Origin of the sequence: Paenibacillus sp. LHD-117 (assembly GCF_030929555.1) — a bacterium.
Lineage (GTDB): Bacteria > Bacillota > Bacilli > Paenibacillales > Paenibacillaceae > Pristimantibacillus.
Genome location: NZ_JAVFVT010000013.1, coordinates 1 through 24,229, shown reverse-complemented (window position 1 = coordinate 24,229; position 24,229 = coordinate 1). Strand labels below are relative to the sequence as shown.

At 55.5% G+C, this 24,229-nt stretch carries 22 protein-coding genes; 11 read left to right on the top strand and 11 right to left on the bottom strand.

All coding sequences use genetic code 11. The features are described from left to right. Window positions 1-10 precede the first annotated feature (10 nt). Window positions 11-1,756, bottom strand: coding sequence for an ABC transporter ATP-binding protein (locus RB620_RS11880; RefSeq protein WP_308094563.1), 1,746 nt, complete (start codon window positions 1,754-1,756; stop codon window positions 11-13). 401 nt (window positions 1,757-2,157) lie between these two features. Further along, window positions 2,158-4,638, bottom strand: a complete 2,481-nt coding sequence (locus RB620_RS11875) for an ATP-dependent DNA helicase (RefSeq protein WP_308094561.1) — start codon at window positions 4,636-4,638, stop codon at window positions 2,158-2,160. Window positions 4,639-5,018: 380 nt separating this feature from the next. Here RB620_RS11875 and RB620_RS11870 point away from each other — a divergent pair, with 380 nt between their 5' ends. From RB620_RS11870 to RB620_RS11835, 8 genes are all read left to right on the top strand, one after another. After that, complete coding sequence (locus tag RB620_RS11870; protein ID WP_308094764.1) at window positions 5,019-6,026, top strand: methionine ABC transporter ATP-binding protein; 1,008 nt, start codon at window positions 5,019-5,021, stop codon at window positions 6,024-6,026. A gap of 116 nt (window positions 6,027-6,142) precedes the next feature. Then, entirely contained in the window at window positions 6,143-6,754 is a 612-nt protein-coding gene (locus tag RB620_RS11865) for a methionine ABC transporter permease (RefSeq protein ID WP_374121399.1), read from the top strand. Window positions 6,755-6,799: 45 nt separating this feature from the next. Next, the gene (locus RB620_RS11860) at window positions 6,800-7,678 is read left to right on the top strand and encodes a MetQ/NlpA family ABC transporter substrate-binding protein (RefSeq protein WP_308094559.1); all 879 of its coding nucleotides are present in this window, start codon (window positions 6,800-6,802) and stop codon (window positions 7,676-7,678) included. Window positions 7,679-7,828: 150 nt separating this feature from the next. Then, complete coding sequence (locus RB620_RS11855) at window positions 7,829-8,680, top strand: helix-turn-helix domain-containing protein (protein ID WP_308094557.1); 852 nt, start codon at window positions 7,829-7,831, stop codon at window positions 8,678-8,680. Between the two features lie 116 nt (window positions 8,681-8,796). Further along, window positions 8,797-9,765 (top strand): ABC transporter substrate-binding protein, encoded by a 969-nt coding sequence (locus tag RB620_RS11850; protein WP_308094555.1) that lies wholly within the window; start codon window positions 8,797-8,799, stop codon window positions 9,763-9,765. 5 nt (window positions 9,766-9,770) lie between these two features. Continuing rightward, complete coding sequence (locus RB620_RS11845; protein ID WP_308094553.1) at window positions 9,771-10,793, top strand: FecCD family ABC transporter permease; 1,023 nt, start codon at window positions 9,771-9,773, stop codon at window positions 10,791-10,793. Beyond that, window positions 10,790-11,770, top strand: a complete 981-nt coding sequence (locus RB620_RS11840; RefSeq protein ID WP_308094551.1) for a FecCD family ABC transporter permease — start codon at window positions 10,790-10,792, stop codon at window positions 11,768-11,770. The genes RB620_RS11845 and RB620_RS11840 overlap by 4 nt, the downstream gene beginning before the upstream one ends. 184 nt (window positions 11,771-11,954) lie before the next feature. Further along, window positions 11,955-13,706, top strand: a complete 1,752-nt coding sequence (locus RB620_RS11835; RefSeq protein WP_308094549.1) for a cellulase family glycosylhydrolase — start codon at window positions 11,955-11,957, stop codon at window positions 13,704-13,706. 108 nt (window positions 13,707-13,814) lie between these two features. Here the strand turns inward: RB620_RS11835 and RB620_RS11830 are convergent, their stop codons facing one another. The 4 genes from RB620_RS11830 to RB620_RS11815 all read right to left on the bottom strand — a co-directional run bounded on the left by RB620_RS11830 (window position 13,815) and on the right by RB620_RS11815 (window position 17,390). Continuing rightward, window positions 13,815-13,991 (bottom strand): hypothetical protein, encoded by a 177-nt coding sequence (locus RB620_RS11830; RefSeq protein ID WP_308094547.1) that lies wholly within the window; start codon window positions 13,989-13,991, stop codon window positions 13,815-13,817. Between the two features lie 198 nt (window positions 13,992-14,189). Beyond that, window positions 14,190-15,494, bottom strand: a complete 1,305-nt coding sequence (locus RB620_RS11825) for an ABC transporter substrate-binding protein (protein ID WP_308094545.1) — start codon at window positions 15,492-15,494, stop codon at window positions 14,190-14,192. Between the two features lie 145 nt (window positions 15,495-15,639). Beyond that, window positions 15,640-16,473, bottom strand: coding sequence for a carbohydrate ABC transporter permease (locus RB620_RS11820; RefSeq protein WP_308094543.1), 834 nt, complete (start codon window positions 16,471-16,473; stop codon window positions 15,640-15,642). After that, window positions 16,473-17,390: a carbohydrate ABC transporter permease gene (locus RB620_RS11815; protein ID WP_308094541.1), complete on the bottom strand. Its 918-nt coding sequence runs from the start codon at window positions 17,388-17,390 to the stop codon at window positions 16,473-16,475. Before RB620_RS11815 ends, RB620_RS11820 begins: the two co-directional genes overlap by 1 nt. Before the next feature lie 164 nt (window positions 17,391-17,554). On the opposite strand from RB620_RS11815, the gene RB620_RS11810 reads away from it, so the two are divergent. Both RB620_RS11810 and RB620_RS11805 read left to right on the top strand, forming a co-directional pair. Continuing rightward, the gene (locus tag RB620_RS11810) at window positions 17,555-19,435 is read left to right on the top strand and encodes a cache domain-containing sensor histidine kinase (protein WP_308094539.1); all 1,881 of its coding nucleotides are present in this window, start codon (window positions 17,555-17,557) and stop codon (window positions 19,433-19,435) included. Next, window positions 19,432-21,108 (top strand): response regulator, encoded by a 1,677-nt coding sequence (locus RB620_RS11805; protein WP_308094537.1) that lies wholly within the window; start codon window positions 19,432-19,434, stop codon window positions 21,106-21,108. The genes RB620_RS11810 and RB620_RS11805 overlap by 4 nt, the downstream gene beginning before the upstream one ends. Before the next feature lie 86 nt (window positions 21,109-21,194). Here RB620_RS11805 and RB620_RS11800 read toward each other — a convergent pair whose 3' ends face one another. Beyond that, window positions 21,195-21,410: a cold-shock protein gene (locus RB620_RS11800; protein ID WP_308094535.1), complete on the bottom strand. Its 216-nt coding sequence runs from the start codon at window positions 21,408-21,410 to the stop codon at window positions 21,195-21,197. A 207-nt stretch (window positions 21,411-21,617) separates the two neighbouring features. Beyond that, a complete protein-coding gene (locus RB620_RS11795; RefSeq protein ID WP_308094533.1) occupies window positions 21,618-22,076 on the bottom strand; it encodes a DUF2269 family protein in 459 nt (152 codons plus the stop codon). Between the two features lie 189 nt (window positions 22,077-22,265). Here RB620_RS11795 and RB620_RS11790 point away from each other — a divergent pair, with 189 nt between their 5' ends. Further along, window positions 22,266-22,397, top strand: coding sequence for a DUF4023 domain-containing protein (locus RB620_RS11790; RefSeq protein ID WP_308094531.1), 132 nt, complete (start codon window positions 22,266-22,268; stop codon window positions 22,395-22,397). Window positions 22,398-22,494: 97 nt separating this feature from the next. On the opposite strand, the gene yidC is transcribed toward RB620_RS11790, so the two are convergent. The 3 genes from yidC to RB620_RS11775 form a co-directional block, all read right to left on the bottom strand. Next, complete coding sequence (gene yidC, locus RB620_RS11785) at window positions 22,495-23,349, bottom strand: membrane protein insertase YidC (protein WP_308094529.1); 855 nt, start codon at window positions 23,347-23,349, stop codon at window positions 22,495-22,497. Next, complete coding sequence (locus tag RB620_RS11780) at window positions 23,286-23,642, bottom strand: hypothetical protein (RefSeq protein ID WP_308094527.1); 357 nt, start codon at window positions 23,640-23,642, stop codon at window positions 23,286-23,288. The genes yidC and RB620_RS11780 overlap by 64 nt, the downstream gene beginning before the upstream one ends. A 386-nt stretch (window positions 23,643-24,028) precedes the next feature. Continuing rightward, window positions 24,029-24,229, bottom strand: a 201-nt coding sequence (locus RB620_RS11775; protein WP_308094525.1) for a transposase, incomplete at its 5' end; no start/stop codon positions are given.

The following is a 24,229-nucleotide window of genomic DNA, read 5'->3' as shown; positions in this document are numbered from 1 at the left end:
GAAATAATGTTTAGTTCTCGATCGTCGCTTCCAGCTGCTGTCTGTCGTATTGCTCCCGGTACCAGCCGCCGCGCGCAAGCAGCGTCTCGTGCGTGCCTTCTTCCACGATCCGGCCTTCGTCCATGACGATAATCCAGTCCGCATGCTGCACCGCCGAGAGCCGGTGCGTCGTAATCAGCGTCGTCTTGCCCGCGCGTTCCGTTCGGATGCCGTCGATGATCTCGGCTTCCGTCTTCGCGTCGACCGCCGACAATGCGTCGTCGAGCATCAAGATTTCCGGATCGGCGATCAAAGCCCGCGCGATGCTAACCCGCTGCTTCTGGCCGCCGGAGAGCGCCACGCCCTTCTCGCCGACCATCGTGTCGAGTCCGTCAGGCAGGAAGGCGATATCCTTCGCGAACGACGCGCGTTCCAGCGCGCGCTGGAGATCCCCTTCCGTCGCGCCGGAGCGGCCGAAGAAGATGTTCTGGCGAATCGTCTTCGAGAAGAGGATCGGCTGCTGCGGCACATACCCGATCCAGCCGAGCACCTTGTCGATCGCGAGTCCCTCCAGCGGCTTGCCGGATAACCGGATGGCGCCCTTGCCGATCGGATACTCGCGAAGCAGCTGCTTCAGCAGCGTCGTCTTGCCGCTGCCCGTACGCCCGACGATGCCGAGCGTCTGACCTTGGCGAAGCTTCAGCGTCACGTCCTTCAGGTTATCCGTTTCGGATGACGGATACTTGAACGTGACGCGGTCGAATTCGATCGTCGTCGGTTCGTTCACCGCTGCAGGCGCCTCCGCGTCTTTCACGTCCGGCTTGTAGCCGAGCGTCTCGTTCACCCGGTCGAGCGAGGCGTTGCCGCGCTGCATGATGTTGATCAGCTCGCCGATGGCGAACATCGGCCAGATCAGCATCCCGAGGAAAATATTAAATGAAACCAGCTCGCCGAGCGTAATTTCGTTATGGAAAACCAAGTAGCCGCCGTAGCATAGGCCGATTAGATAGCTCGTTCCGACGAGCATTTTCATCGTCGGCTCGAAGAGCGCGTCGATGCGGGCGACGGCGATATTTTTGCCCAGCACTTCGTTCGTCTTGGCCTCGAACCGCCCCTGGCTCGCTTCCTCCTGCACGAAGGCGCGGATGACGCGAACGCCGGACACCGATTCCAGCACGCTGTCGTTCAGCTCGCCGAACGAGTCCTGCGCGTCCATGAAGCGTTCATGGATTTTCTTGCCGTAGTAGGACATCGCGATCGCCATGAGCGGCAGCGGCAGAAGCGCCGCCAGCGTCAGCTTGAAGCTGATGCCCACGGCCATCACGATGAGGATCGTGATCATGAATAACGTGGAGTCGACGAGCGTTAGAATGCCGAAGCCCGCCGTCGTCGACACAGCGCCGAGATCGTTCGTCGCTCTGGCCATCAAGTCGCCCGTCCGGTTGCGCTCGTAGAACTTTGGCGTCATTTTCAGAAAGTGCCCCATCAGGCTCGATCGCAATAACCGTTCCAGCACGAAGGCTCCGCCGAACAATTTGTAATGCCACACGTACGTGATCAGATAGCCGACCACCGTCAGTGCGATCCACAAGTACATGATTCGGTTAAACTCCGCCGTTCCGAGCGTGCTCTGATTGATGCCGTCCACCAGGTAGCCGAGCAGCCACGGCGGGATAATGTCGATAATGCCGGTTAACACGAGCAGCGTAATGGCTACCGCGTAACGTTGCCAGCTGAGTTTGAAAAACCAGCCTAATTTCGTCAATACGCTGAACATTCTTCGTTCCACACCTTCCATTCGAATCCAATGCGTGCCATTCTCACTAGCATCAGCAGTTGGACTCTATTAAGGAAATAAAAAAGCATGCCGCCGTAAGCGACATGCTTCCTCGCGCATGGGAGAGCGGTCCGCCCGGGCGGAACCGCAAATCTCCGAATGACGCAGCGAAGGCGCATGGTTACGGCTACGTAACCATGCGCCTTCGATCAAGGGGTACACCCTATGTATCAAAGCGAGCGCGAATGGATTACGTTTCTGTGGTTGTGTTGATGCCCGTTAAGGAATGCAATCATGCGGCCATTGTTATCCATAGATACGTAATCCTCCTCTCGTTTTTTTCCAATCTACTTTGTCACTTTACCACCGGGTACAAATGGCTGTCAACGGTAATGTTCGCTTTAACCGTTTTTTACCTCCAGGCTCGCAAGCCACTCCTCCGGCAGCAATCTGCGGTAGCCCGGCTGCCGGTAACGATCGTCCACGAGGGTAATGATTCCGCTGTCCGTCTCCGTCCGGATGAGGCGGCCGCCCGCTTGCAGCACCTTGTTCATGCCGGGGATGACGTACGCATAATCGTAGCCGTTTTTCCCCTCGCGCTGGAAGAAGTCTCTGAGCAAATTGCGCTCCAGTCCGAGCTGCGGCAACCCTACGCCGACGACGATGACTCCGATCAACCGGTCTCCCGGCAGGTCGACCCCTTCGGAGAAGACGCCGCCAAGCACGGCGAATCCGACAAGCGTCCGGTTATTCCCCGGCTTAAAGTCCGCAAGAAACGCATCGCGCTCCTCTTCGCTCATGTCCGTGCGCTGCAGCTTGATCTCGATGTCCATGCTTGCGCCCTCTTGCTTTATATATGCGTCGTATACGTCCTTCATGTAGGCATACGACGGAAAAAAAACAAAATAATTGCCCTTTCGTTTGCCGACCGTGTCCGCGATTAATTGCGCGATGGGCTGATAGGAGGCGTTGCGGTCCTGGTATCTCGTCGAAATCGGATGGATGCCGACCCGAAGCCTCTCGCTCGCGAAAGGCGAGGGCAGCGCCAGCGTGTAGTCCTTATCGGAAGCGCCCAGCATGTCCATGTAATAGCGCACCGGCGTCAGCGTCGCGGAGAAATACACATGCGACCGGTACCCCTTGCCCGATTCCTTCAGCAGCTCGGACGGGTCCATGCAGAACAGCTTCACCCGCATGTCGAGCCGCGTAATCTCGGCAAAGGTCGCGAACCGCTCGTCGTACAGCTTCGCCGTGCGCAGGAATTGCTGTACGGCGAAATACGCGTCGAGAAGCGTATTGTCGCCGCCTCCTTCTGACGAAGCGGGGACGCTCGCGCCATCGCCGGAAGCGGAAGCGGCATTGCCGCCGAACCCGCCTGCTCCGCCGTATCCGTCCAGCAGCTTCTCCGCCGCCTGGGCGAACCGCTCCGCGAGCTTAACAAGCTCGTCCGGCAGCGTGTCTGCGACAATGGGCCGATCCTTGTTGTCCTCGATCGTCTTGCGCAGCGCGACGAAATAGTCGTTAATCGCCTTCGATGCCTCATAGACGCCCCGGTTCCCGTTCTTCTGCTCGCGCTGCAGCGTCTGGAACGGCCATCTCGTCAGCTCCGCCGAGAACATGTCCCGCGCCCGGTCGACGAGGTTATGCGCTTCGTCGACGAGCAGCGCCGTCGCCTTCTTGCCCTCCGCGTACTGCCGCTTGAATGAAATGCGCGGGTCGAATACGTAGTTGTAATCACAAATGACCGCGTCGGATGCGTAGGCCGCGTCCAACGACATTTCGAACGGGCAGACGGTGTGTTTCCGGGCATAATGCTCGATCGTTGAGCGCGACATAATCGTCTCGTTCTCCAGCATGTCGAGAATTGCCCCGTTAATCCGGTCATAGTAGCCATCGGCGTACGGGCAGTGGTCCTTGTCGCAGCGAACCTCGTCCTGGAAGCAGATCTTTTCCTTCGCCGTAATCGTGACGGAATGGACGTGCAGCCCCCGGTTCTGCATATGCTTCAGCGCATCCTCCGCGGCCGCTCGCGTCGTCGTCCGCGCGGTCAAATAATAAAGCCGCTTCAGCAGCCCACTTCCCATCGCCTTGATTGCAGGATAGGTCGTCGAGATCGTCTTCCCGATGCCGGTCGGCGCTTTCGCATAGAGGGAGACGCCCTCCTCGATCGTCTTGTACACGGCGCCGGCCAGCTTCCGCTGGCCCGCCCGGTAATTGTCGAAGGGGAACGCGAGCGCCGCGATGCTCGCATCCCGCTTCTGCTCGTGCCGCTGGCGCTGCTTGGCATAGGGAGCGTATTGGCGGACGATATGCATGATCTGCTCTTCCAGCTCGGCGAAGCTCGCCTCGCGGTAGAACCGCCGCGTTTCTCCCGTATCCTTGTGCACGTAGGTCAATTGGATGCCCATGGCCGGAAGGCCCTCCTGGCCCGCATACATGTAGGCATAAAACAAAGCCTGCGCCCAATGGACGGGCTTGTCCTCCAAGCTGCCGAGATCCGCGCGCGTCGACTTGATTTCGTCGATCGTCGGCACCGGCTCGGTCGCGAGCAGCCCGTCGCATCGCCCGTCGACGACGAAGCGCAGTCCGTCGCTCGCGATCTCTGCGCTCAGGTACACTTCCTTCCGATCCTGCTCGCCGTACGTCTCCTGCACCCGCTGATGCGCCTTCGTCCCCTCTTGCAGCGCGTCCATAGATTGCAGCCGCGTATCGATGCTGCCGCTCAGAAACACGTATTCCACCAGCTGCCTAACCGGCAGAGCTACCGTGTAGGGCTGTTCGGGCTCCCATTGCTCAGCCGTCTGATTCGCAGCTTCTCGCTGTTCCGCTTCGTACCGCGCGGACTCCTTCTGCCCTGCCGTCCGCCGCTTCGTTTCGTCCATTCGTCGCCGCTCCCCGCTCATCTATTCCGTTAACGCCCGATCCCTCTGTTAGAACATTTGTTCCGCTATTGTACCACACTTCCGAAGGAGCGGGCAGGTTGGAAGCTCCGATGAAGACGCTCCCCTCCGGTTTTCGTTAAGTTTTCGCTGACAGCTTGCACGACTTCCAAAAAATGTTTCTTGATTTGTTTCCCATTGAAGATATAATAGTCAGATGCTTTGGACGGAGCGCGCATTTTTTTGGCGTGCCCACATAATCCCTCTTGTGGATTCAAAAAATAGAAATGAAAATTCTATTGTCATTCAAATACATCTATAATATACTAATCCAATAAGTTTAGTATGAATTATACGAACTTACTTGCAAGGGAGTGTTTCTGCTGATTGAGCTGATAGACATAAAGAAAGAATACGTAACGAAAAATGCAGCTCCCTTTATCGCCCTGCACAACATTCAGTTGAAAGTGGAGAAAGGCGAAATCTTCGGCGTCATCGGCCGTTCGGGAGCGGGCAAGAGCACGCTGCTCCGAAGCATCAATCTACTCGAGAGACCGACGAGCGGAACGGTCATCGTCGGCGGAGACAAGTTGACGAAGCTCGGCGAGAAGGCGTTGCAGGAGAAGCGTCAAAAGATCGGCATGATCTTTCAGCACTTTAACCTGCTTTCGACCGCGACCGTGAGGGAAAATATCGCTTTTCCGCTCAAAATATCGAAGCTGCCGGCCAAGGCCGTTCGGCAAAAGGTGGACGCGCTCATCGAACTGGTCGGCTTGACGGCCCAGCAGCATCAATATCCGCGCCAGCTGTCAGGCGGCCAGAAGCAGCGCGTAGGCATCGCGCGGGCGCTTGCTAACGATCCCGACGTTCTGCTGTGCGACGAGGCGACCTCGGCGCTGGATCCTCAGACGACGGACAGCATCTTGTCCTTGCTTCGGGACATTAATCGCAAGATGGGCATTACGATTCTCCTCATTACGCACGAGATGGGCGTCATTCGGGCGATTTGCGACCGGGTTGCCGTCATGGAATACGGGCAAATCGTGGAGAGCGGCACCGTGCTGGACGTATTCCTGAATCCGGTGCATCCGATCACAAGGGAATTCGTGAGCGAGGTGTCCGATACGCTCGGCAGCGAAGCGTTGAACTCGTTCTCGGGCGCCGGCAGAGTCGTGCGAATCGACTTTCGCGGCGATCAGACGTACGAGCCGGTGCTGTACGAAACGGTTCGCGGCACCAATGCCACGTTCGCCATTCTGCAAGGAACGGTGTCCCGCATGAAGGACGTGCCATACGGTCAGCTGATCGTTGAGCTTCGGGGCACCGACGAAGAAGTGAGGCGGATCGTCGCGGAGCTTGGACAACGCGGATTGGCGGTGAGCGAGCTATGATGACGCTTTTGAACACCGCCGAGAAGCAGCCTGGAACGCTTTGGGAAACCATCGCCGCCTTTTTCGATGAAATCGACTGGAAGATCGTCGGCAAAGCTTCGAATGAAACGTTGTATATGCTCGGCTACTCCCTGTTGTTTACATTTGTACTTGGTTTGCTGCTAGGCGTCTTGCTCTTCGTGACCTCAGATAAGCAAATGCTGGGGGGCAAGTTTTTCGCTCGCTTGATTTATTCGATTCTTTCGCTTGTCGTGAACATCTTGCGTTCTGTTCCATTCATCATCCTGATGATAATGATCATGCCCGTCACCAAATGGCTGGTCGGAACATCCATTGGCGTCGAAGGTTCGATCCCGCCTCTCGTCGTGGCGGCGGTGCCGTTCTTCGCGCGTCTGGTGGAATCCGCGCTGCGCGAGGTGGACCGCGGCGTCATCGAAGCGGCGACGGCCATGGGCGCATCCCGCGTCATGATCGTCTTCCACGTATTGCTTCGCGAATCTCGGACGGGACTCATCGCCGCGATTACGATTACGGCGGTCACGCTCGTTTCCTATACCGCCATGTCGGGCGTCATCGGAGGCGGGGGACTCGGCGACCTGGCGCTGCGCTACGGTTACCAGCGCTTCGAGGTGGAAGTGATGATCGTAACGGTCGTCCTTTTGATTGTATTGGTACAAATTCTGCAGATGGCCGGGGACGCGTTCGTGCGTTATTTCAGCCGGAAGTAGAGTGAAGATACACAAATATAGAGAGTGGACTTAGGAGGAATTCATATGAAAAACAAATCGTTATTCGCGATCGTGCTGCTCGCGCTTGTCGTTGCATTGACGGCTTGCGGCGGCAACGCCGGCAAAGTGGACAATTCGGGCAACAACGCCAGTAGCGGCAACGCGCCGGCAGAGGCATCCCCGTCTCCCGCTACCGAAGAAGTAACGCTGAAGGTCGGCGCTTCGCCGGTTCCGCATGCGGAGCTGCTGAAATTCGTCGCTCCGAAGCTGAAGGAGCAAGGCATCAATCTGGAAGTCGTGGAATTCACCGACTATATTCAGCCGAACGTACAATTGTACGAGAAACAGCTGGACGCAAACTTCTTCCAGCACGTGCCGTACCTCGATCAATTCAACGCGGACAAAGGTTATGACCTGGTCAAAGCAGCAGGCGTTCATGTAGAGCCATTCGGCGTGTATTCGAATAAAATTAAAGCCATCGAAGAGCTGAAGGACGGCGCCAAAATCGCCATCCCGAACGACCCTTCGAACGGCGGACGCGCGCTTCTTCTGCTTGCGCAGCACGGCTTGATCGAGCTGGATCCGAGCGCCGGCGTTGACGTGACGGTCGGGGACATCAAAGAAAATCCGCGCAAATTCGAAATTGTCGAGCTCGAAGCGGCCACCCTGCCGCGCGTTCTTGACGAAGTCGACATCGCGGCGATCAACACGAACTATGCGCTTGAAGCGGATCTTAATCCGACGGAAGACGCCCTGTTCATCGAGAACGCGGACTCCCCTTACGTCAACATTCTGGTGACTCGCCCGGATAATAAGGAAGACGCGGCGGTTCAGAAGCTGATTGAAGCTCTGCAATCGGCAGAAGTTGAAACGTTCATCAACGACACGTACAAAGGCGCGGTCGTGCCAGCGTTCGGCAAATAACATCTGCAAGCAAAAGTCCCCGCATAGGGTCGAAATGACCTGATGCGGGGGCTTTTTTCGTACTCACGGATGGGCAGGATAGATTGATACCTTTGTCGAATAACTTATCCGTGCCCGTCTTTATTTACTTGCCAAGGACAGAGAATTATCGTGAAAGGACTGCGCGCTCAAATGGATTTCCTTCAGCTAAATTCCGTCATCCCATGCCTCGAGCATATTCGGCTATACCGATCCTCGCAGCTTCTTACGATCCCACCCGAAAGCTATGCCATCGTCATCGTAAGGCGGAGTCATGTCACGATTACCGCTGCCGACGGTTCGCCTGCCGTATGCTCGCAGGGCTATGCCTGCCATCCTGAGCGGGAACCGTTCCGGATCGATATCCCGCGTACGAAGGAAGCGGAATATGTGGTGCTTCAATACCGCATAGAGCCGACAAACTCCGCATGGGACTTGAGCGGATCACTCAGCACGTTCAGCGAAGTAAAAATTCATTATATGGTCGACGAGCTTCTGCGTCAGCAGGATATGAGGGATAACAGGGATAAGGAACCGCTCGCGGAATCCGAATCGAACGAGGAGGCGGCTTTCCTGTTTCGCAGGCGGCTGATGCTGGAGCGCATATTATATATTTACTTGCGGGAGTCGGTCTTGAAGCCTTCCTCCCCATCGACTGCCCGTTCCGTCGAAGAAACCGTCTCGTATCTCAACGAGCACTACATGCTGCCGCTTACCCTTCCCATGCTGGCCAAACGGGCCGGAGTGAGCGAAGGCCACTACACCGTCATGTTCAAGAAAATAACGGGTCACACGATGACGGTCTATTTGCGAAGCCTTCGCATCGGCAAAGCCAAGCAGCTATTCGAGCAAACCTCCCTCTCCGCCAAGGAGGTTGCCGGCAAGGCAGGCTTCTCCGACTATTTCTACTTCAGCCGGATGTTCAAGCTGGAAACCGGTATTTCACCTTCAGCCTACCAAAAAGAGCATTCACCGAAAATCTAAAAATAAGACATGCCCTTTCTTAAAATAAGATATGGCAGAACGACATTCCATCCCTTACAATGAGTTCTATTGATAATAATTATCATAATCATTGAATTACGGGAGGAAAAACCACTATGCTTCGTCTGCATTTGAAAAAAATCGTTACCCCTGCTCTGATCGGAATATTGGCCCTCGCTCTAGCGGCCTGCGGCAATTCCAATAGCAATGCGCCGGCTGCGAACGGAGAGCCTTCCGCTTCGCCGTCCGCCGCTCCGTCCGAAAACATCGTTATCGAACACGAGCTTGGCAAAATCGAGCTCGACCATGTGCCTCAGCGCATCGTCGTGATGGAATTCAGCTATGCCGATGCGCTCACAACACTGGGCGTTCAGCCGATCGGTGTTGCCGATGACGGCGACGCGGGGCTTCTGATGGACGAAGTGAAAGAAAAGCTTGGCAATTATACATCGGTCGGCTCGCGATACGAGCCGAACATCGAGCTGATCAGCTCGCTGCAGCCGGACCTGATCATCGCCGATTTGAACCATCACAAAAATGTATACGAGCAATTGAACGGCGTTGCGCCGACGCTCGTATTGAACGACCATCTCGCAAACTACGATACCATGCTGAGCAACTATGCGGTCATCGCGAAAGCAGTCGGCAAAGTAGCGGAAGGCCAGAAGCGACTGGAAGAGCATAAGCAGACGATCGATGAGGCAAAGGCAAAGATTAAAAACGCCAACCTCTCGATTCTTCCTGCGGTCGTCAATCCGAAGGGCTTCTTCGCGCATTCCGACCATTCCTACGTCGGTTCGTTCTTGACTTCGCTCGGCTACAACGATCCAGTGAAGAACGAAGAGTCTTACCCGCAGCTAAGCCTGGAACAACTGGTAGAGACGAATCCGCAAACGATCTTCCTGCTGCCTACAGAGGAAGTAACCATTATTAACGAGTGGGAGAAAAACCCGCTGTGGAATAAAATCGAAGCCGTCGCTAACGGCAAGGTATTTTCGGTCGAGCGCCGCAATTGGGCGCTGTCCCGCGGATTGCTCGGATCCGAGCACATCATTAAAGATTTGGTTGCAAACTTGGGAGAGTAACTCAAATGAAGGAATCGGCACAGCACTTATTTGGAAAGCAGGAGCGCCCGGCGCTTCTGCTCTTCCTTTTTTTCTTTCTCGCGCTCATGATCGGCGTCATCGGCAACTTAAAGTGGGGACAAGCGTACGTTTCGTGGCGGACGCTGTATGAGGCCGTATCGTTTCAAGGAGAAGGTAAAGCCCATCTTTATATTCAGACGCTGCGCATGCCGCGAACGATAACGGCGATTATTGTGGGTGTCCACTTGGCGCTTGCCGGATTGCTGACACAGCTTGCGACCCGCAACCCGCTTGCATCCCCGCATATTTTCGGCATTAATGCCGGAGCATCGCTCGCGGTTGTCGCGGCACTTGTGCTTATGAACGGCCTGTCTCTCTTCGTCACCGTCGCTTTCGCGTTCGCCGGCGCGGCGCTCGGCGCCATTCTCGTCTGGGCGCTTGCCGGTCCGCAGCGGCAGAAGCAGCATATACAGCTTGCGCTCGCCGGCATTGCCGTTCACTTCCTGCTCTCGTCGTTGACCGAAGGCATGATGATCCTGAACCAGCACTCTACGGACAGCATGATGTTCTGGCTTGTCGGCTCGACAAGCGGGGCGGCGTGGAAAGACGTCGCGACGCTGCTTCCTTTTACGATAACAAGCCTTGCCGTTCTCATCCTGATGCTCCCTTCGTTTCGGCTGCTTGTCATGGATGATGCGGTGGCGGCCGGACTTGGCGGACGCGTTGCGTTCGTTCGCGGTATCGCCGTTCTGCTCGTCATCGCGCTGTCCGGCTCGGCGGTCGCCATCTGCGGGCCAATCGGCTTTGTTTGCTTAATCGTTCCGCATATCGCGCGGTATTTGATCGGCGGCAAGCTTGCGCTGCTTATTCCTTTAACCGCGCTGCTCGGCGCATGTTTGCTTGTATACGCGGACTTGCTCAGCAAGCTGATCGCATACCCGTTCGAATCGCCGGTCGGCATCGTAACCGCGGCGATAGGCGGTCCATTCTTCATTTATTTGGCCCGTAAAAGGAGGAACGCCGCATGAAACGAATGGTCGCCGTCCTTATCTCTTTCCTTCTGTTCCTTTCGCTCGCGGCGATATCGCTGCAGGTCGGCGCGGTTCCGGTCCCGCTTCGCGAGCTATGGGCAAGCTTGACTTTCCAAGACTCTCCCGCCTCTTATATCGTGCTGCAATACCGACTGCCGCGCGTGATTATCGCGGCGCTCGCCGGCTTCGGCTTAGCCGCAGCGGGCGCAATATTGCAAAGCATCATCCGCAATCCGCTTGCCAGTCCGGACGTGATCGGCATTACGAAAGGGGCTGGATTCACCGCAGCCGCCGTCATCTTCCTGTTTCCAGGAGCGCCGAGCTACGTGCTGCCCGTTGCTGCGTTCGCCGGCGCATTCGGCGCATTGCTCATTCTCGTGCTGCTCAGCAGGCGGATGACGCTGTCGCCGGCTTCCTTCGCTCTCGTCGGAGTGGCGGTCGGCGCCGTATTCCAAGCCGGCATTCAATACCTCCTCGTCAAACATCCCTCCGACGTCAATATGGCGCTGCTGTGGATGTCCGGGAGCTTATGGGGCCGAGGGTGGGATCATGTAGGGTTGCTGCTGCCATGGATCGCGGTTCTGCTTCCGGTCGCCTGGCTGAACTATGGCAAGCTGAATGTCTTTCAGCTTGGCGATGAAGGCAGCTCCGCTCTCGGCTTGAACGTTCCGAAGCAACGCCTTCTGTTGCTGCTTCTCGCCGTGGCTCTTACCGGCAGTTCCGTCGCCGCCGTCGGCTCGATCGGCTTCGTCGGCTTGATCGCCCCGCATATCGCGAGGCTGCTCGTCGGCGGACGCCATCAATGGCTGCTGCCGCTGGCTGCGCTGATCGGAGCCGATCTGATGCTGATCGGTGACATCGTCGGACGCGTGCTCATTATTCCGCGGGAGGTACCCGTCGGCATTACGACGGCCGTCATCGGCGCGCCTTACTTTATCTATTTGCTGCGGCGTGAGCGGCTTAAAGCCGGGTAGGTTTTACTCCGGTTATTAATAAAAGAAGCTGAAGGACAGAAATCCGCATCTATGTCCGATAATGAACTGATTTTTGATTCAATTATGAGGGTTATTCCACCCAGATTATGGTGCTATATTGAGTTTACATCTGTGATAGCGCTATCATTTTGGAACTCGTCAAAATCAAAGGAGGTTCAAGTTCATGAAACGTCGCTTCACCAACCGCCTTTCGTTCCTCACCGCTCTCCTTGTCCTATGGCTCGTCGCCGCCAGCGGGGGCGCTTATGCCGAGGCGGGCAAAGGCCAGCCGCAAGAAGGACAGGCACCTGCGAAACGCTCCGCCATGCAAGCTTACGCCGAAGCGATGCAGCCCGGATGGAATTTGGGCAACACGTTCGATTCCGTCGGTCTGGGCGGCTCGGCCGATCCGTCTTCGGAGAACGAGACGGCTTGGGGCAATCCCGTCGTCACCAAGTCGCTAATCAAGAAAATCGCGGATCAAGGATTCAAAAGCATTCGGATCCCGATTACTTGGGAGCATAAAATAGGCGCGTCCCCTGACTATGCGATCGACCCGGCCTACCTGGATCGGATCGAGCAGGTCGTAGGTTGGGCTCTCGACGAGAAGCTGTATGTCATGATCAATCTGCATCACGATTCATGGAGATGGATCAATGGCATGGGCTCGAATTACGACGAAACGCTGGCCCGTTACAACGCAGCATGGACGCAGATTGCGGACCGCTTCAAGCACGCGTCGCCGAAGCTCATGTTCGAAAGCGTCAACGAACCACAATTCAGCAGCGAACAAGCGGCCAGCTCGCAAGAGATGCTGGATACGCTGAATCGTTCGTTCCACGACATCGTCCGGGCATCCGGCGGCAAGAACGCCACCCGCCCGCTCGTGCTGCCGACGCTGCACACGTCTTCGGATCAGCAGCATTTGGATGCGCTCGGCGAATTGTTCGCGGAACTGGACGACCCGAATCTGATCGCCACGATCCATTATTATGGCTTCTGGCCGTTCAGCGTCAACATTGCCGGGTTCACAAGGTTCGACGAGACGACGCGCGGCGAAATCGACCAGACGTTCAACCGACTCTACGACACATTCGTCTCCAAGGGCATTCCCGTCGTTGTCGGGGAATTCGGCCTACTCGGCTTCGACCAGCACACGGGAACGATCGAGCAAGGGGAGAAGCTGAAGTTTTTCGAATACATGCTCCATTACGCCCAATCCAAAGGCATCACGCACATGTTGTGGGACAACGGCCAGCATTTCAACCGAACGACTTACAAGTGGAACGACCCGCAGCTGTACGACATGATGAAGGCCAGCTGGCAAGGACGCTCCGCCACGGCGGTCTCCGATCTGGTCTTCGTGAAACAAGGCGAACCGATCGCCGATATCTCCGTCCAATTGCAACCGAACGGCAATAAGCTGACGTCTCTGTCCATAAACGGGAAAAAGCTGAGTCGCATCTTCGACTACCAGATCAAGGGCGACGTCCTCACGTTTAAGAAAAGCTTCCTCGAGCGGGTGACCAAGTCCGGCGAGACGGGCGTTCGAGCGACTGTAACGGCCGACTTCAACAAAGGCGCGGATTGGCAGTTCCGCATCGTGGCCGCAGGCACGCCGATTCTGCATGGCGCTTCCGGCACGACCGATGCTTTCGCGATCCCGACGGATTTCCGCGGCGACCAGCTTGCCACAATGGAAGCCGTCTACGCCGACGGAAGCAACGCCGGACCGCAGAACTGGACCTCATTCAAAGAATTTTCGTATACGTTCCAGCCGTCCTACGACACCGGCGAGATTCTCCTCAAGAAAAACTTTTTTAATGAAGTGAAGGACGGCACGGTGACGCTGAAGTTCCACTTCTGGAGCGGAGAGATCGTCCACTACACGTTGACCAAGAGCGGCAGCGGCGTTACGGGTATGCCTGCGCCGTAGAGGGCTCGCATCGCTTTGCGCGACAACCAGAAAGAGCCAATCGGGCAAGTCGTCCGATTGGCTCTTTCTCGTTCAATTGGATTCAACGATCGTGTTCCGACACCGTGTCTACTCTCCCGGCTCCAAAACTTGCTCTTCCTCTTCCTCCGTAAACAACCCGAATTCGGAGTCGATATCGCGTTCCGTCACCAATCCTTGGTGGCCGACGCCTTCCGAAGTCAATTCGTCCGCGCCTTTGCCGTCCTTCTCGCGGAATCTCGGGTTCTCCGCGTTCCTTTCCGTCATGCCCGCATCTCCTTTCAGTAGCCAAGATGCGTTTAGAATGCCCAGGAAAGAAACGGATATGACCCTATGACGACAAGCCGCTTGAAAAAAAACGCGACCCGCTTATCGTTTCCGCCCATAATGAAACAAGCCGCCAAGCGAATTCACTTGGCGGCTTGTTTGGGCTGACTCGCTTGGCCTTCCATAAGGCCATGCCCCTTATTTTTTCACGATGTCCTGAACCGCTTTGTCGAGCTTGCCGAGCAGTTCGTCCGCCGTGATTTGTTTGCCCAGGTATTCCTGCATCGCTGCGCCCCATTGCTGCGTGATGCCGTCCGGCAGGTGATCCCAATGCCAGCCCTTCACTTGAGCAGCGTTCGCTTGCGAGAATGCCGCGAAGTCGCCGGCGATGTCGCCGATCGCTTCCGCGTTCGCTTCAATGGAAGTGAGCGCAGGAACGAATTTGAAGTCTGTAGAGATGTAACGTTTGCCCGTCTCGGACGTTACCATCCAGTTCAAGAACTTCTTCGCTTCTTCGGCTTGGTCGGACTTGCTGTTGACGATCCAGTTGTTCGGAACGCCCGTGAATACGTTAGGCGCATCGCCCAGCAGAGGAACAGGCATCATGCCCAGGTTCAGCTCAGGGTCAACTTCGTCGATCATGCCTTGAATCCAGTTGCCGTGTTGGACAATCGCGTATTTGCCTGCTGCAAATTCGGCGACTTGCGTATTGTAGTCCGTCGTAAGCGCGTTTTCTTGGCCGTTCGCGAACATGATGTCCACAAGCTTGATCCATTCTTTCATTGTCGGATCGTCCTTCAGTGTCGCTTTGCCCGCTTTCACGTCAGCGATAAACGCGGCAGGATCTTCATGATTAGCCAGTGCGATATTCAGCGTGTGAATCCCCATCGACCACCACTCGGAAGTCAGTGCGAAAGGCGTGATGCCAGCCGCTTTCAGCTTCTCGGCCGCAGCGGACAATTCGTCCAATGTTTTCGGCAGCTCGGTAATGCCGGCTTGCGCGAATAGGTCTTTGTTGTAAGTGAAGCCGTAAGCTTCAAGGTTCATCGGCATGCCCAGCAGCTTGCCGTCGCGCGTAATTTGCGCTTTGGACGCCTCTACCAGATCTTTGGCCCAAGCTTCGTTCGTCAGGTCGGCCGCGCGATCCACGTAAGGATCGAATCCTGCCCAGCCGCTGGAGTTGAAGATTTCAGGCTCTTCGCCAGCCGCCAGCTCCGCTTTCAGAAGCGCGCTGTAGTCTTCGCCGCCGCCATGCGTTTCCACTTCGACTTTCACGCCTGTTTCCTTCTCGTAATCCGCAGCCAGCTTCTCAAGCGCATCCGCGATTTCCACTTTGAATTGGAAGATCTTGATCTTGACATCTTTTTTTGGCGCTTCCGTGGCCGTGCCTTCACCTGTATTCGTGCCCGCGTTCGTACCGCCGTTGTTGTTGTTGCCGCAGCCGCTTGCCAGTCCAACAAGCAGCGCCGCAGACATAAGCAGCATTGTCATCTTTTTCTTCAATGTAATGACCTCCCATTTTTAAGGTAGTTCTGTCGTGAAACGCTTACATCGTCATTATAATCTCGTAACGCGTGACCCTAACACCGACGAAATTGAACGGTTAGGGGTAAAATCTTGATTACTTCGGGCGGAAAACTTTGGATTATTACCCCTTCACGGAACCTGCTGTTATGCCTTCGATAATGTGCCGCTGCAGCAGCAGGAAGAACACAACGACCGGAATCGTGCTGAGCGTGAGTGCCGCCATGGCCAAATCCCACTTGCGCAAATATTGACCGAAAAACTTCTGAACCGCAAGCGGAATGGTCGTCATCACATCGTTAATGACAAGCACCGGCAGCAGGTAGTCGTTCCAAATCCAAAGCACGTTCAGGATCATAACCGTAACCGTAATCGGCTTCAGCAGCGGGAATACGATCCGCCAGAACACGCCGTAAGGCGAGCAGCCGTCGACGACCGCGGCTTCTTCGATCTCGAGCGGCACGGACTTGATGAAGCCGTGATAGAGGAACATGGAGAGCGAGATGCCAAAGCCCATGTAACAAAGAACGATTCCGTATAGCTCACCGCGCAGCTCGAACAGCGAAGTAATGCGCATGAGCGGTAGCATGACCGATTGGAACGGAATAATCATCGCTGCGACCAGCACCGTCAGGAGCAGCTTATTGAAGACCGTCGGCCTCCGTACGAGACGGTAGGCCATCATGGAGCTGATCACCACGAGCGCCAGTACGCTGATGGACGTGATCAACAGCGAGTTCATGAAGACGACGGGAAAATCGATCGCGACCCATGCTTTTTTAAAGTTTGTTATGCCCCAAGTCTCCGGCAGCGATGCGGCATTGAGCAGAATGTCCTTCAGCTTCTTGAACGAGTTGACGATCAGGAAGTAGAACGGTCCAAGGAACAACAGCGCGATAAGCACGCCGATGATTTCCAATACGAACGTGGCGGAGGTATATTTCTGTCTGGTTTCCATTAAGCTTCTACCTCCCGTTTCTTCGTGATCCATACCTGCGTGACCGTAATGACCGCGACGCAGAGGAAGAAGATCATGGCCTTCGCCGTTCCGAGTCCGTAACGGTTGTTCACGAGCGCCTCCCGGTAAATGTTCAGCGCGATCGATTCCGAAGCATGTCCCGGACCGCCGGCCGTAAGCGAGAGGTTAAGGTCGAACATTTTGAAAGCGTTGGATGTGGTTAAGAATAAGCAAATCGTAATCGCCGGCATGATGAGCGGCAACAGGATTGACCGCAATACTTGCCAGCGGTTCGCGCCGTCGATGCGCGCCGCTTCGAGCAAATCCTTCGGAACGCCGATAATGGCGGCGATGTAGATGATCATCATGTAACCGGCCGTCTGCCAGACGAATACGATAACGATGCCCCAGAAGGCCGTCTCGGGCGTGCCCAGCCATTGAAGCTTAAAAAAGCCGATGCCCGTCGCCTCTCCGATCGCGCCGAAGCCGCGGACGAAGATGAAGTACCAGATGTAGCCCAGCAGCAATCCGCCGATGACGTTAGGCAAGAAGAATACGGTGCGCAGAACGCCTCGGCTCTTCAGATTCTGCGTAAGCATCAGCGCGAGCAGAAAGGCGAGCAGGTTCGTTACCGCTACGGCTGCCAGCGTAAACTTCGCCGTGAACCAGAAAGCCTGCCAGAATCTCGGATCATCCGTGAGGATGCGCGAGATATTGTCCATCCCCGTCCACTTCGCATTGGCGAGATCAAGACCGTTCCACTCCGTGAACGTATAATAGAATCCCATGCTGAACGGGATCAGTACGATGATGATAAACGCGATCAAGCCCGGTCCGACGAACACGGTCTGCTGCAGCCATTCGCTCCAGTTCACGCGTCTCGGGGCCAGCTTGCTGCCTGCTTTTCCATTCGCCATAAGTCGATCGTCCCCTCTTTCGTTATGTGTTACCAGTATAGAACCTCGGGATGGTGCCAAGCGACGGTCGATGATGATAAGACAGGTGGAATATATTGACCTGAATGCGTCAATTCAGTTACTGTGTAACCATAAACGACATTGGGAGGACGAGGTGCGCCGCGATGATTAGAAAGCCCTTCCATACGATACGCCAGAAGCTGATGGTGCTTTTGCTTGCCGTCACGATATTGCCGATCGCAATCTCCATGGTCATCTCCTACCAGGCGACCACCGCATCCGTAACGAAAAACGCGATCTCGAACAACTACCGCCTGTTGTCGCTCGGCAAGACGAACACGCTGAACTACATGAACAATATTAACCAGAAGTCCCTCGCGGTATACAACGCCATGAACGTGCCGCAATCGCTTTATTACATCTTGGAGCACGGCATGGAGAACGAAGTTTTCCCGAACGACCTGACCGACGTCATCCGTAACCGCAATCTCCTGAAGGATCATCTCTACAACATTTACCAAAGCGTAAGCGAATTCCATAAAGTCCGATTGTACGTCGTAAAACAAAATACGACCTACCTGCTCTGGACCGACGACCTTAAGGTCGGCAAGCATGAGGAGCCGCTGGACATCACGGCGACCAAAGCTTATATCGAGGCCGCCCATCCAAGCCATAACTACGGACTGGACCTGAAGTCGTCAGTCGACGACGAGAAGGTGTTCACGCTTCATCGCCCGATTATCCGCGCGCCCAGCGAGGAGCTGCTCGCGGAGCTGTCCATCGACGTTCGGCTAAGCGTGCTGGAATCGCTGAACGCGCAGCTGTACGATGCAGGCAAGGAAGCCTTCTACATCGCCGACGGCGAAGGCAGGCTCGTGCTCTCCTCCCCCATCGGGGAGAAGGCCGATGAAGCGGAAGCCGAAGATTCGGGGCCGGGGACGCCGCTCATGGACAAGATCCTCCTCTCCGGCCAAGATACCGGGCACTTCGAGTGGAAGAGCGGCGGGTTCGACGGCATCGTGTTCTACGACCGGATCAAAACCCCGTTCATGGATTGGTACTTGATCAAACAAACGCCGTACAAACATCTCTACGGCACCGCCAACCGCATCGCGAAGCTGAACACGGCCGTGGGCGCCGGCTTCCTGGCGGTCGTCGTCATCGCGACGCTCATCATCTCCATCCGGTTCACCAAACCTCTGCTTCGGCTCATCGGCTACGTCAATAAGATCGAGACCGGCAACCTGGGCGTCGAGATCGATATCGAGACGAACGACGAGATTGGCCTGCTCGCCAAGAGGTTCCGCTCCATGATGAGCAAGATCAACCACTTGATCATGACGGAATACCGGCTCGAGATCGCAAGCAAAACCAATGAGTTGAAGGCACTTCAGGCGCAGGTGAACCCGCATTTTCTATACAACGCGCTGCAATCCATCGGAACGGTATCGTTGCATAATGGAGATACTAAGGCCTACTCGCTCATTACTTCCTTGGGCAAGCTGATGCGTTACCAGATGAACAACATGGGAGATACCGTCGAGCTGCGCCGCGAGCTGGACTACATCAACGCGTATCTGGAGCTTCAGAAGCAGCGCTTCGATACGGACCTGGCCATCGAGCTGAAGATCGACGATGAAAGCCGGAACATCCACGTTCCGAAAATGATTCTGCAGCCTCTGCTCGAAAACTTTTTCAAGCACGGCTTCCATCCTTCGTCGGATGAGCCGTCGCGATTGATGCTCTCGAGCGTCATTCAGCCAGAGCCGCGGATGCTGATCATCACCGTGAGCGACAACGGCGTCGGCATGGACGCCGAACGGCTGGAGGAGCTTCAGCGAGAGCTTGCGGAAGCGGCATCGCAGACGGCATCGCATAGCCGAACGGATTCCGAGGACGGGGACAGCGGAATCGGACTGCGGAACATTCTGGCGCGGCTGCGCCTGCAGTCTCATCAGGATGCTTCCATGACGCTTGCGCATGTGGAACCTCACGGACTTTCCGTTCAGATCCAAATACCGCTAGAAGGGAGCGACCCGCGATGAAAGCTCTTATCGTCGACGACGAGAAACATGTCAGAGAAGCCATTCGATTGTTAGTGGAATGGAAGTCGTTCGGCATTACGGACGTTCAAGAAGCGCGCGACGGGCTGGAAGCGACCGAGCTCATCCAGAAGCTTCAGCCGGAGATCGTCTTCACCGACATGATGATGCCCGGCATGGACGGATCAACGCTGCTGTCTTGGGCATCGCGCCATCATCCCGCCAGCAAGATCATCGTCATTAGCGGGCATGACGACTTCCAGCTTGTCCGCAATGCGGTCAAATTCGGCGGAGTCGATTATATTTTGAAGCCGATCGACCCAGAACAGCTGAACCACGCGATAACGAAAGCGATCGAAGCTTGGCTATCGGAGGAGAAGGAACGGGAGAACCGCCGCTCCATGAACATCGAGCTGAACCAGCTGAAGCCCGTCTATCTGGAGCAGTATTTCTCGTCGGTATTGAACGAACCGGGGACTCCTGGAGGCTGGCCGCCTTCGGTTGTGCGCGAGCTAAGGTTGGAGGAGCCCGCCCTGCGCGTGCGCGCGGCCATGGCCAGCTTGACTTTGTCCGCGCCCGCGATGCGCGAGAAGTTTCCTGGCGATCAGGAGCTGATGTTCTTCGCGCTGACGAATATTTGCAACGAAATCCTGCTCGCGCGCCGTGCGGGGTATGCGTTCCGTTATTGGGGCAAGGAGCAGGAGCTCGTGCTGCTCTTCTGGGGAGACGGCGGCGATGCGCCGGCCTTGCTGGAGGAGATCCGCGACGCGATTCAGATCGCGATGAAAGCCTCCTTCGTATTCGGGCTCGGGCAGTCGGCGGCGTTCCCGTCGGATGCCTATGCTTCGTATCAGCAAGCGCGCGTTGCCTTGCTGCGCCGAAACGTGCTGAACGGCGACGGCGGCCATGTCGTCACCGACGAACCCGGCGGCAAACGTGGCCATACGCTGCTCTCGTTCCACGAGCACGAGGAGCAGATCCGCTTCGCCGTGCAGAGCGGCAATCCGGAGCAGCTGCAGCGTGCGCTCGGCGCTTGGTTCGCGAGCATCGAAGCTTCCGGCTACCTCTCTTTCGAGGGGCTTATGGCATGGAGAGAGCATTTCGAGCGGACGAGAGCGATCTGGACGGGCGACGCCGAGGAAGGCGCGATTGTCCCGGATGCGTCGGGTTCAAAGGACACGGGAGAGAGGACCAAGGAGCTGGACGCTTCGAAACCCATTCCGCTGAATGCCGCGGGCAGATTCGATTACGAAGCTTGGAAACAATCGGTGATCGAAGAGCTGAGTCTCGTCTCCGACCGGCTATCGTCCGCCGACAAGGAGAAGGGCGTCATCCACGAGATCGCCCTCTTCCTGGAGCAGCATGCGAGCGAGGACATCACGCTGCAGGATGTGGCGAACCGCTTCTACCTAAGCCGCGAGTACATCTCCCGCAAGTTCAAGCAGGAGATGAACGAGAACGTCTCGGACTACATCGCGGGTATTCGAATGAAACGAGCCAAGGAGCTGCTGGGCAACGCCAGCCTCAAGATTTCGCAAGTCGCGGAGCAGGTCGGCTTCCAGGACGAAAAATATTTTAGCAAAGTGTTCAAAAAGTGGACGGACTGCACGCCGAACGACTACCGCAAACATCATTACGGTGGGGGCAAGGGAGACGGAAAGCAGGGGGAAAGATAATTTCGATACAACGAGAAAACCCCGGAACGCGGCAAAAAGCCGTATTCCGGGGTCATTTAATGTCCAGAGGTGGTTGAACTCAATACTTATCCTTTGAGCTCGGAAACAACTGCCGTCGAATTCACTAACGTAGGAAGCATACGCTCGCTGCTAACCATCGGTGCATTGCAAACTAAGCAATTCGGTGTTCTCTCGAACGAGAAGTTGTCTCTCATCCAGCTATTACAGCCTTCTGTTTCGCACGCCCATATCTTCGTGTTTTCCTGTGGAATTTCCTCTAGCGGTTTTTTACGATTATACATGGCCAGCCTCCTTCGCGCTTTAGCAATGACTCATGTCCCCGTGCAGGCGATCAAACGGCGCCGAAAAACGGAAAACTGCCTCCGCTCAAGCTGGAAGGGCAGTTTTCGTCTATAGGGCTGCCTTCGTCTGACGAGGCCATGCCTAACTTTTTCAAATATCGATTATTGTACCATGTTCGCCCAAAAAAGGCAAACGATGTTCGGAGCCTAGAACGGCTTGAACACCATAAGCAGGATAAGAAGAAAGGCCAGCACATGCGTCATGCCTTCGACTTTCGCATTTTGTTTGGATGCCGCGCGATATTCTGCCGGGAGCTCCTCTCCATGATGCGAATCCAGTATATCGGCTTGCCGCTTCAGCCCTTTGGGCAGCAGCCCGATCACCAGCACCTGGGCAATCAGGTAAAGAACGATGGACGTGATAAACCATCCTTCCTTCCATAGCCAGGGCTCAAGAATCGCAAGCAAAATCCCGCTCAGCAGCAGCGTAATGCTTCCGATCTTCGGCATAATCTCAAGCTTCTTGAACAACAGCAGCGTGTATCTGGCTTGCTCCGCCGTTCTAGCCGTTCTAGCCAAGATCGGGAAGCCGAACGCTACCCCAAGCCCCATTACGGCTGCCAAAATGTGAAGAAACAGCACCGCATCGTACACAACCATCGACATTCCTGCTCATCTCCCTGGACAAGTTATATATACGCCTGCTGATGACAAGTTATGTAGGTCTAAAGGCACATACATCTATCTTACTGAGGCCCTAATTTTCCTGCAATCATTATTTTTGGAAAATGATGAAGATGTTCTCTGGAGTGAAGAAGCGAGCATACGGGGAAAGTGGATATAGGAGGTGAGCGTATGGACAGCACCAACGAATTCGTCGAGAAGGTACATGATACGCAGCGCAAGGCGGAGCGCAACAAACGCCGGTTTGGGCATGGCACGCCGGCAAACAAGCTTCAGAACAAGCAGCACAGCACGAACAAGTAGTCCCTTCGGAAAATAGCAGCAAGAGGCTGTCTCCGCTCGACTCGAGCGGCAACAGCCTCTTCCTTGTTTCGATTTGGGATGTTCCTTGCCAATTTCGTTACCCTTTGCCGCCGCTGGCCGTCACTTCGATCGCATTCGTACCGGCATTCGCGGACGTTCCCGGCTTGAACAGCTTGCCGAGCAGGAACGACTGGGCGATCATAAACGCGCCGCCAGTCACCCAATATAGCGAGATGGCCGCCGGGGCAAACATCGCGAACACGCCCATCAGGATCGGCGAAATATAACCAAGCGCGGCAAGCTGCTTGGCTTTATCGTTGTCGCTCCCGATCTGCGACACTTTGAACTGGATGAAATAAACGACCGCCGCGATGATCGGCAGCAGCAGATCGGGTTCGCCGAGTTTGAACCACAGGAACGAATGCGTCGACAGCTCCGGCGTCATCCGGATGGCGGAATAGAGCCCCATCAGGATCGGCATCTGGATGAGCATCGGCAGGCAGCCGATCGCCAGCGGATTCACATTATGTTTCTGGTAGAGCGCCAGCGTTTCCTGCTGTTTCTTGGCAAGGCTGTCGGCGTCTTTCTTGTCCTTGAACTTCGCTTCCAGCGTCTTCAGCTCCGGCTGGAGCGCCGCCATCTTCCCTTTCATCGTCATCTGCGACTTGTACTGGCGCAGCATGAGCGGGAACAACGCAAGCCGGATGATCACCGTAATCGCCATAATGGCAATGCCGTAATTGTCTTGAAACAGGCCCGCGATCCATGTAATGAACTGGGACAGCGGATAAATCACGTAATGGTTGAACACGCCCGGCGTGTCCCCGTCAATCGTGCCCGTAGCGTTGCCGCAGCCGGTAATGGCGAACAGGCCGACGATCAATATCGTCAGGAATACGATCCGTATCGTAGTCGAACGGGATAAGAATGCGAATGTTTGGTTGCTGGGCATAATAAGCCTCCTCGTTGGTTTTGATCTTGCTTATCCAACGAGGAACCGCATTCTGAATCATCGTCATCGGGCGCTGCCTTGCGCTTCACATACCGGATCAGCCATAACCCGACCGCCATCGCGACGAAGGCGAACTGAGGCACAACCGTGACCCATACTTCCGTCTGGGCGGATTGGCTCAAATAGACCGCAGTCGATTCCCTCAGATGAATCGTATACGAATACGCAATCGTACATAGCAGGCTAATAGAGAACAAATACGGCAGCCAATCGTGCAGCTCCAGCTCGAACATTCCACATTCCCTCCCTTCGACAAGTCGTTAGTTTCATTCTAAAGCATCTTGCTCGAAATTTATACGAGACGAATATGGGTAAGGTAACAATTATTCTCTCGGGCCGTACGCTTCCCAATTTGATGCGATTGTACATCATTTTTTCGGTAAAGCGGCTAAAAATGAACTGAATCCTGCGAATGTGCATCATTTTTCCCCAGATATGCGCAAGGGAGCCGTTTTGAGGCTTAAGTTGACGCACATTTGCAGGATTTTGTCTTTGCAGAGAGGGACTGATTAGGAAATGATGCATATACCAGGCTGTTGGGAAACCCCACTTTTTTTAGATATGAAATTGTCTGGAGACTTTTTACTTGACGAGGAGACGCTGGAACATGCGGAAGTACTCACCCCGCTAGCTTAGCGAGGTGCGTGGCTATTTTCTTTATGTTCTGTGCAGTTGCTGTCATCAACACTTGCATCTGCACTTTGTCTCTTCCCCGAAACCGGCAATAGCGAAGTCCGTGGAGCACTTTGGCGTCCGCGAAACTTCGCTCAATCGTCTGGCTTCGAAATTTATATATGGCTTTGCCCGTATCGGATTCCCG

Bases quoted from the DNA above. Each gene is read 5' to 3' on its own strand.
- RB620_RS11880 (WP_308094563.1), bottom strand. From the start codon at position 1,756: ATGTTCAGCGTATTGACGAAATTAGGCTGGTTTTTCAAACTCAGCTGG.
- RB620_RS11875 (WP_308094561.1), bottom strand. From the start codon at position 4,638: ATGGACGAAACGAAGCGGCGGACGGCAGGGCAGAAGGAGTCCGCGCGG.
- RB620_RS11865 (WP_374121399.1), top strand. From the start codon at position 6,143: ATGCTCGGCTACTCCCTGTTGTTTACATTTGTACTTGGTTTGCTGCTA.
- RB620_RS11860 (WP_308094559.1), top strand. From the start codon at position 6,800: ATGAAAAACAAATCGTTATTCGCGATCGTGCTGCTCGCGCTTGTCGTT.
- RB620_RS11850 (WP_308094555.1), top strand. From the start codon at position 8,797: ATGCTTCGTCTGCATTTGAAAAAAATCGTTACCCCTGCTCTGATCGGA.
- RB620_RS11845 (WP_308094553.1), top strand. From the start codon at position 9,771: ATGAAGGAATCGGCACAGCACTTATTTGGAAAGCAGGAGCGCCCGGCG.
- RB620_RS11840 (WP_308094551.1), top strand. From the start codon at position 10,790: ATGAAACGAATGGTCGCCGTCCTTATCTCTTTCCTTCTGTTCCTTTCG.
- RB620_RS11835 (WP_308094549.1), top strand. From the start codon at position 11,955: ATGAAACGTCGCTTCACCAACCGCCTTTCGTTCCTCACCGCTCTCCTT.
- RB620_RS11830 (WP_308094547.1), bottom strand. From the start codon at position 13,991: ATGACGGAAAGGAACGCGGAGAACCCGAGATTCCGCGAGAAGGACGGC.
- RB620_RS11820 (WP_308094543.1), bottom strand. From the start codon at position 16,473: ATGGAAACCAGACAGAAATATACCTCCGCCACGTTCGTATTGGAAATC.
- RB620_RS11815 (WP_308094541.1), bottom strand. From the start codon at position 17,390: ATGGCGAATGGAAAAGCAGGCAGCAAGCTGGCCCCGAGACGCGTGAAC.
- RB620_RS11810 (WP_308094539.1), top strand. From the start codon at position 17,555: ATGATTAGAAAGCCCTTCCATACGATACGCCAGAAGCTGATGGTGCTT.
- RB620_RS11805 (WP_308094537.1), top strand. From the start codon at position 19,432: ATGAAAGCTCTTATCGTCGACGACGAGAAACATGTCAGAGAAGCCATT.
- RB620_RS11800 (WP_308094535.1), bottom strand. From the start codon at position 21,410: ATGTATAATCGTAAAAAACCGCTAGAGGAAATTCCACAGGAAAACACG.
- RB620_RS11795 (WP_308094533.1), bottom strand. From the start codon at position 22,076: ATGTCGATGGTTGTGTACGATGCGGTGCTGTTTCTTCACATTTTGGCA.
- RB620_RS11790 (WP_308094531.1), top strand. From the start codon at position 22,266: ATGGACAGCACCAACGAATTCGTCGAGAAGGTACATGATACGCAGCGC.
- yidC (WP_308094529.1), bottom strand. From the start codon at position 23,349: ATGCCCAGCAACCAAACATTCGCATTCTTATCCCGTTCGACTACGATA.
- RB620_RS11780 (WP_308094527.1), bottom strand. From the start codon at position 23,642: ATGTTCGAGCTGGAGCTGCACGATTGGCTGCCGTATTTGTTCTCTATT.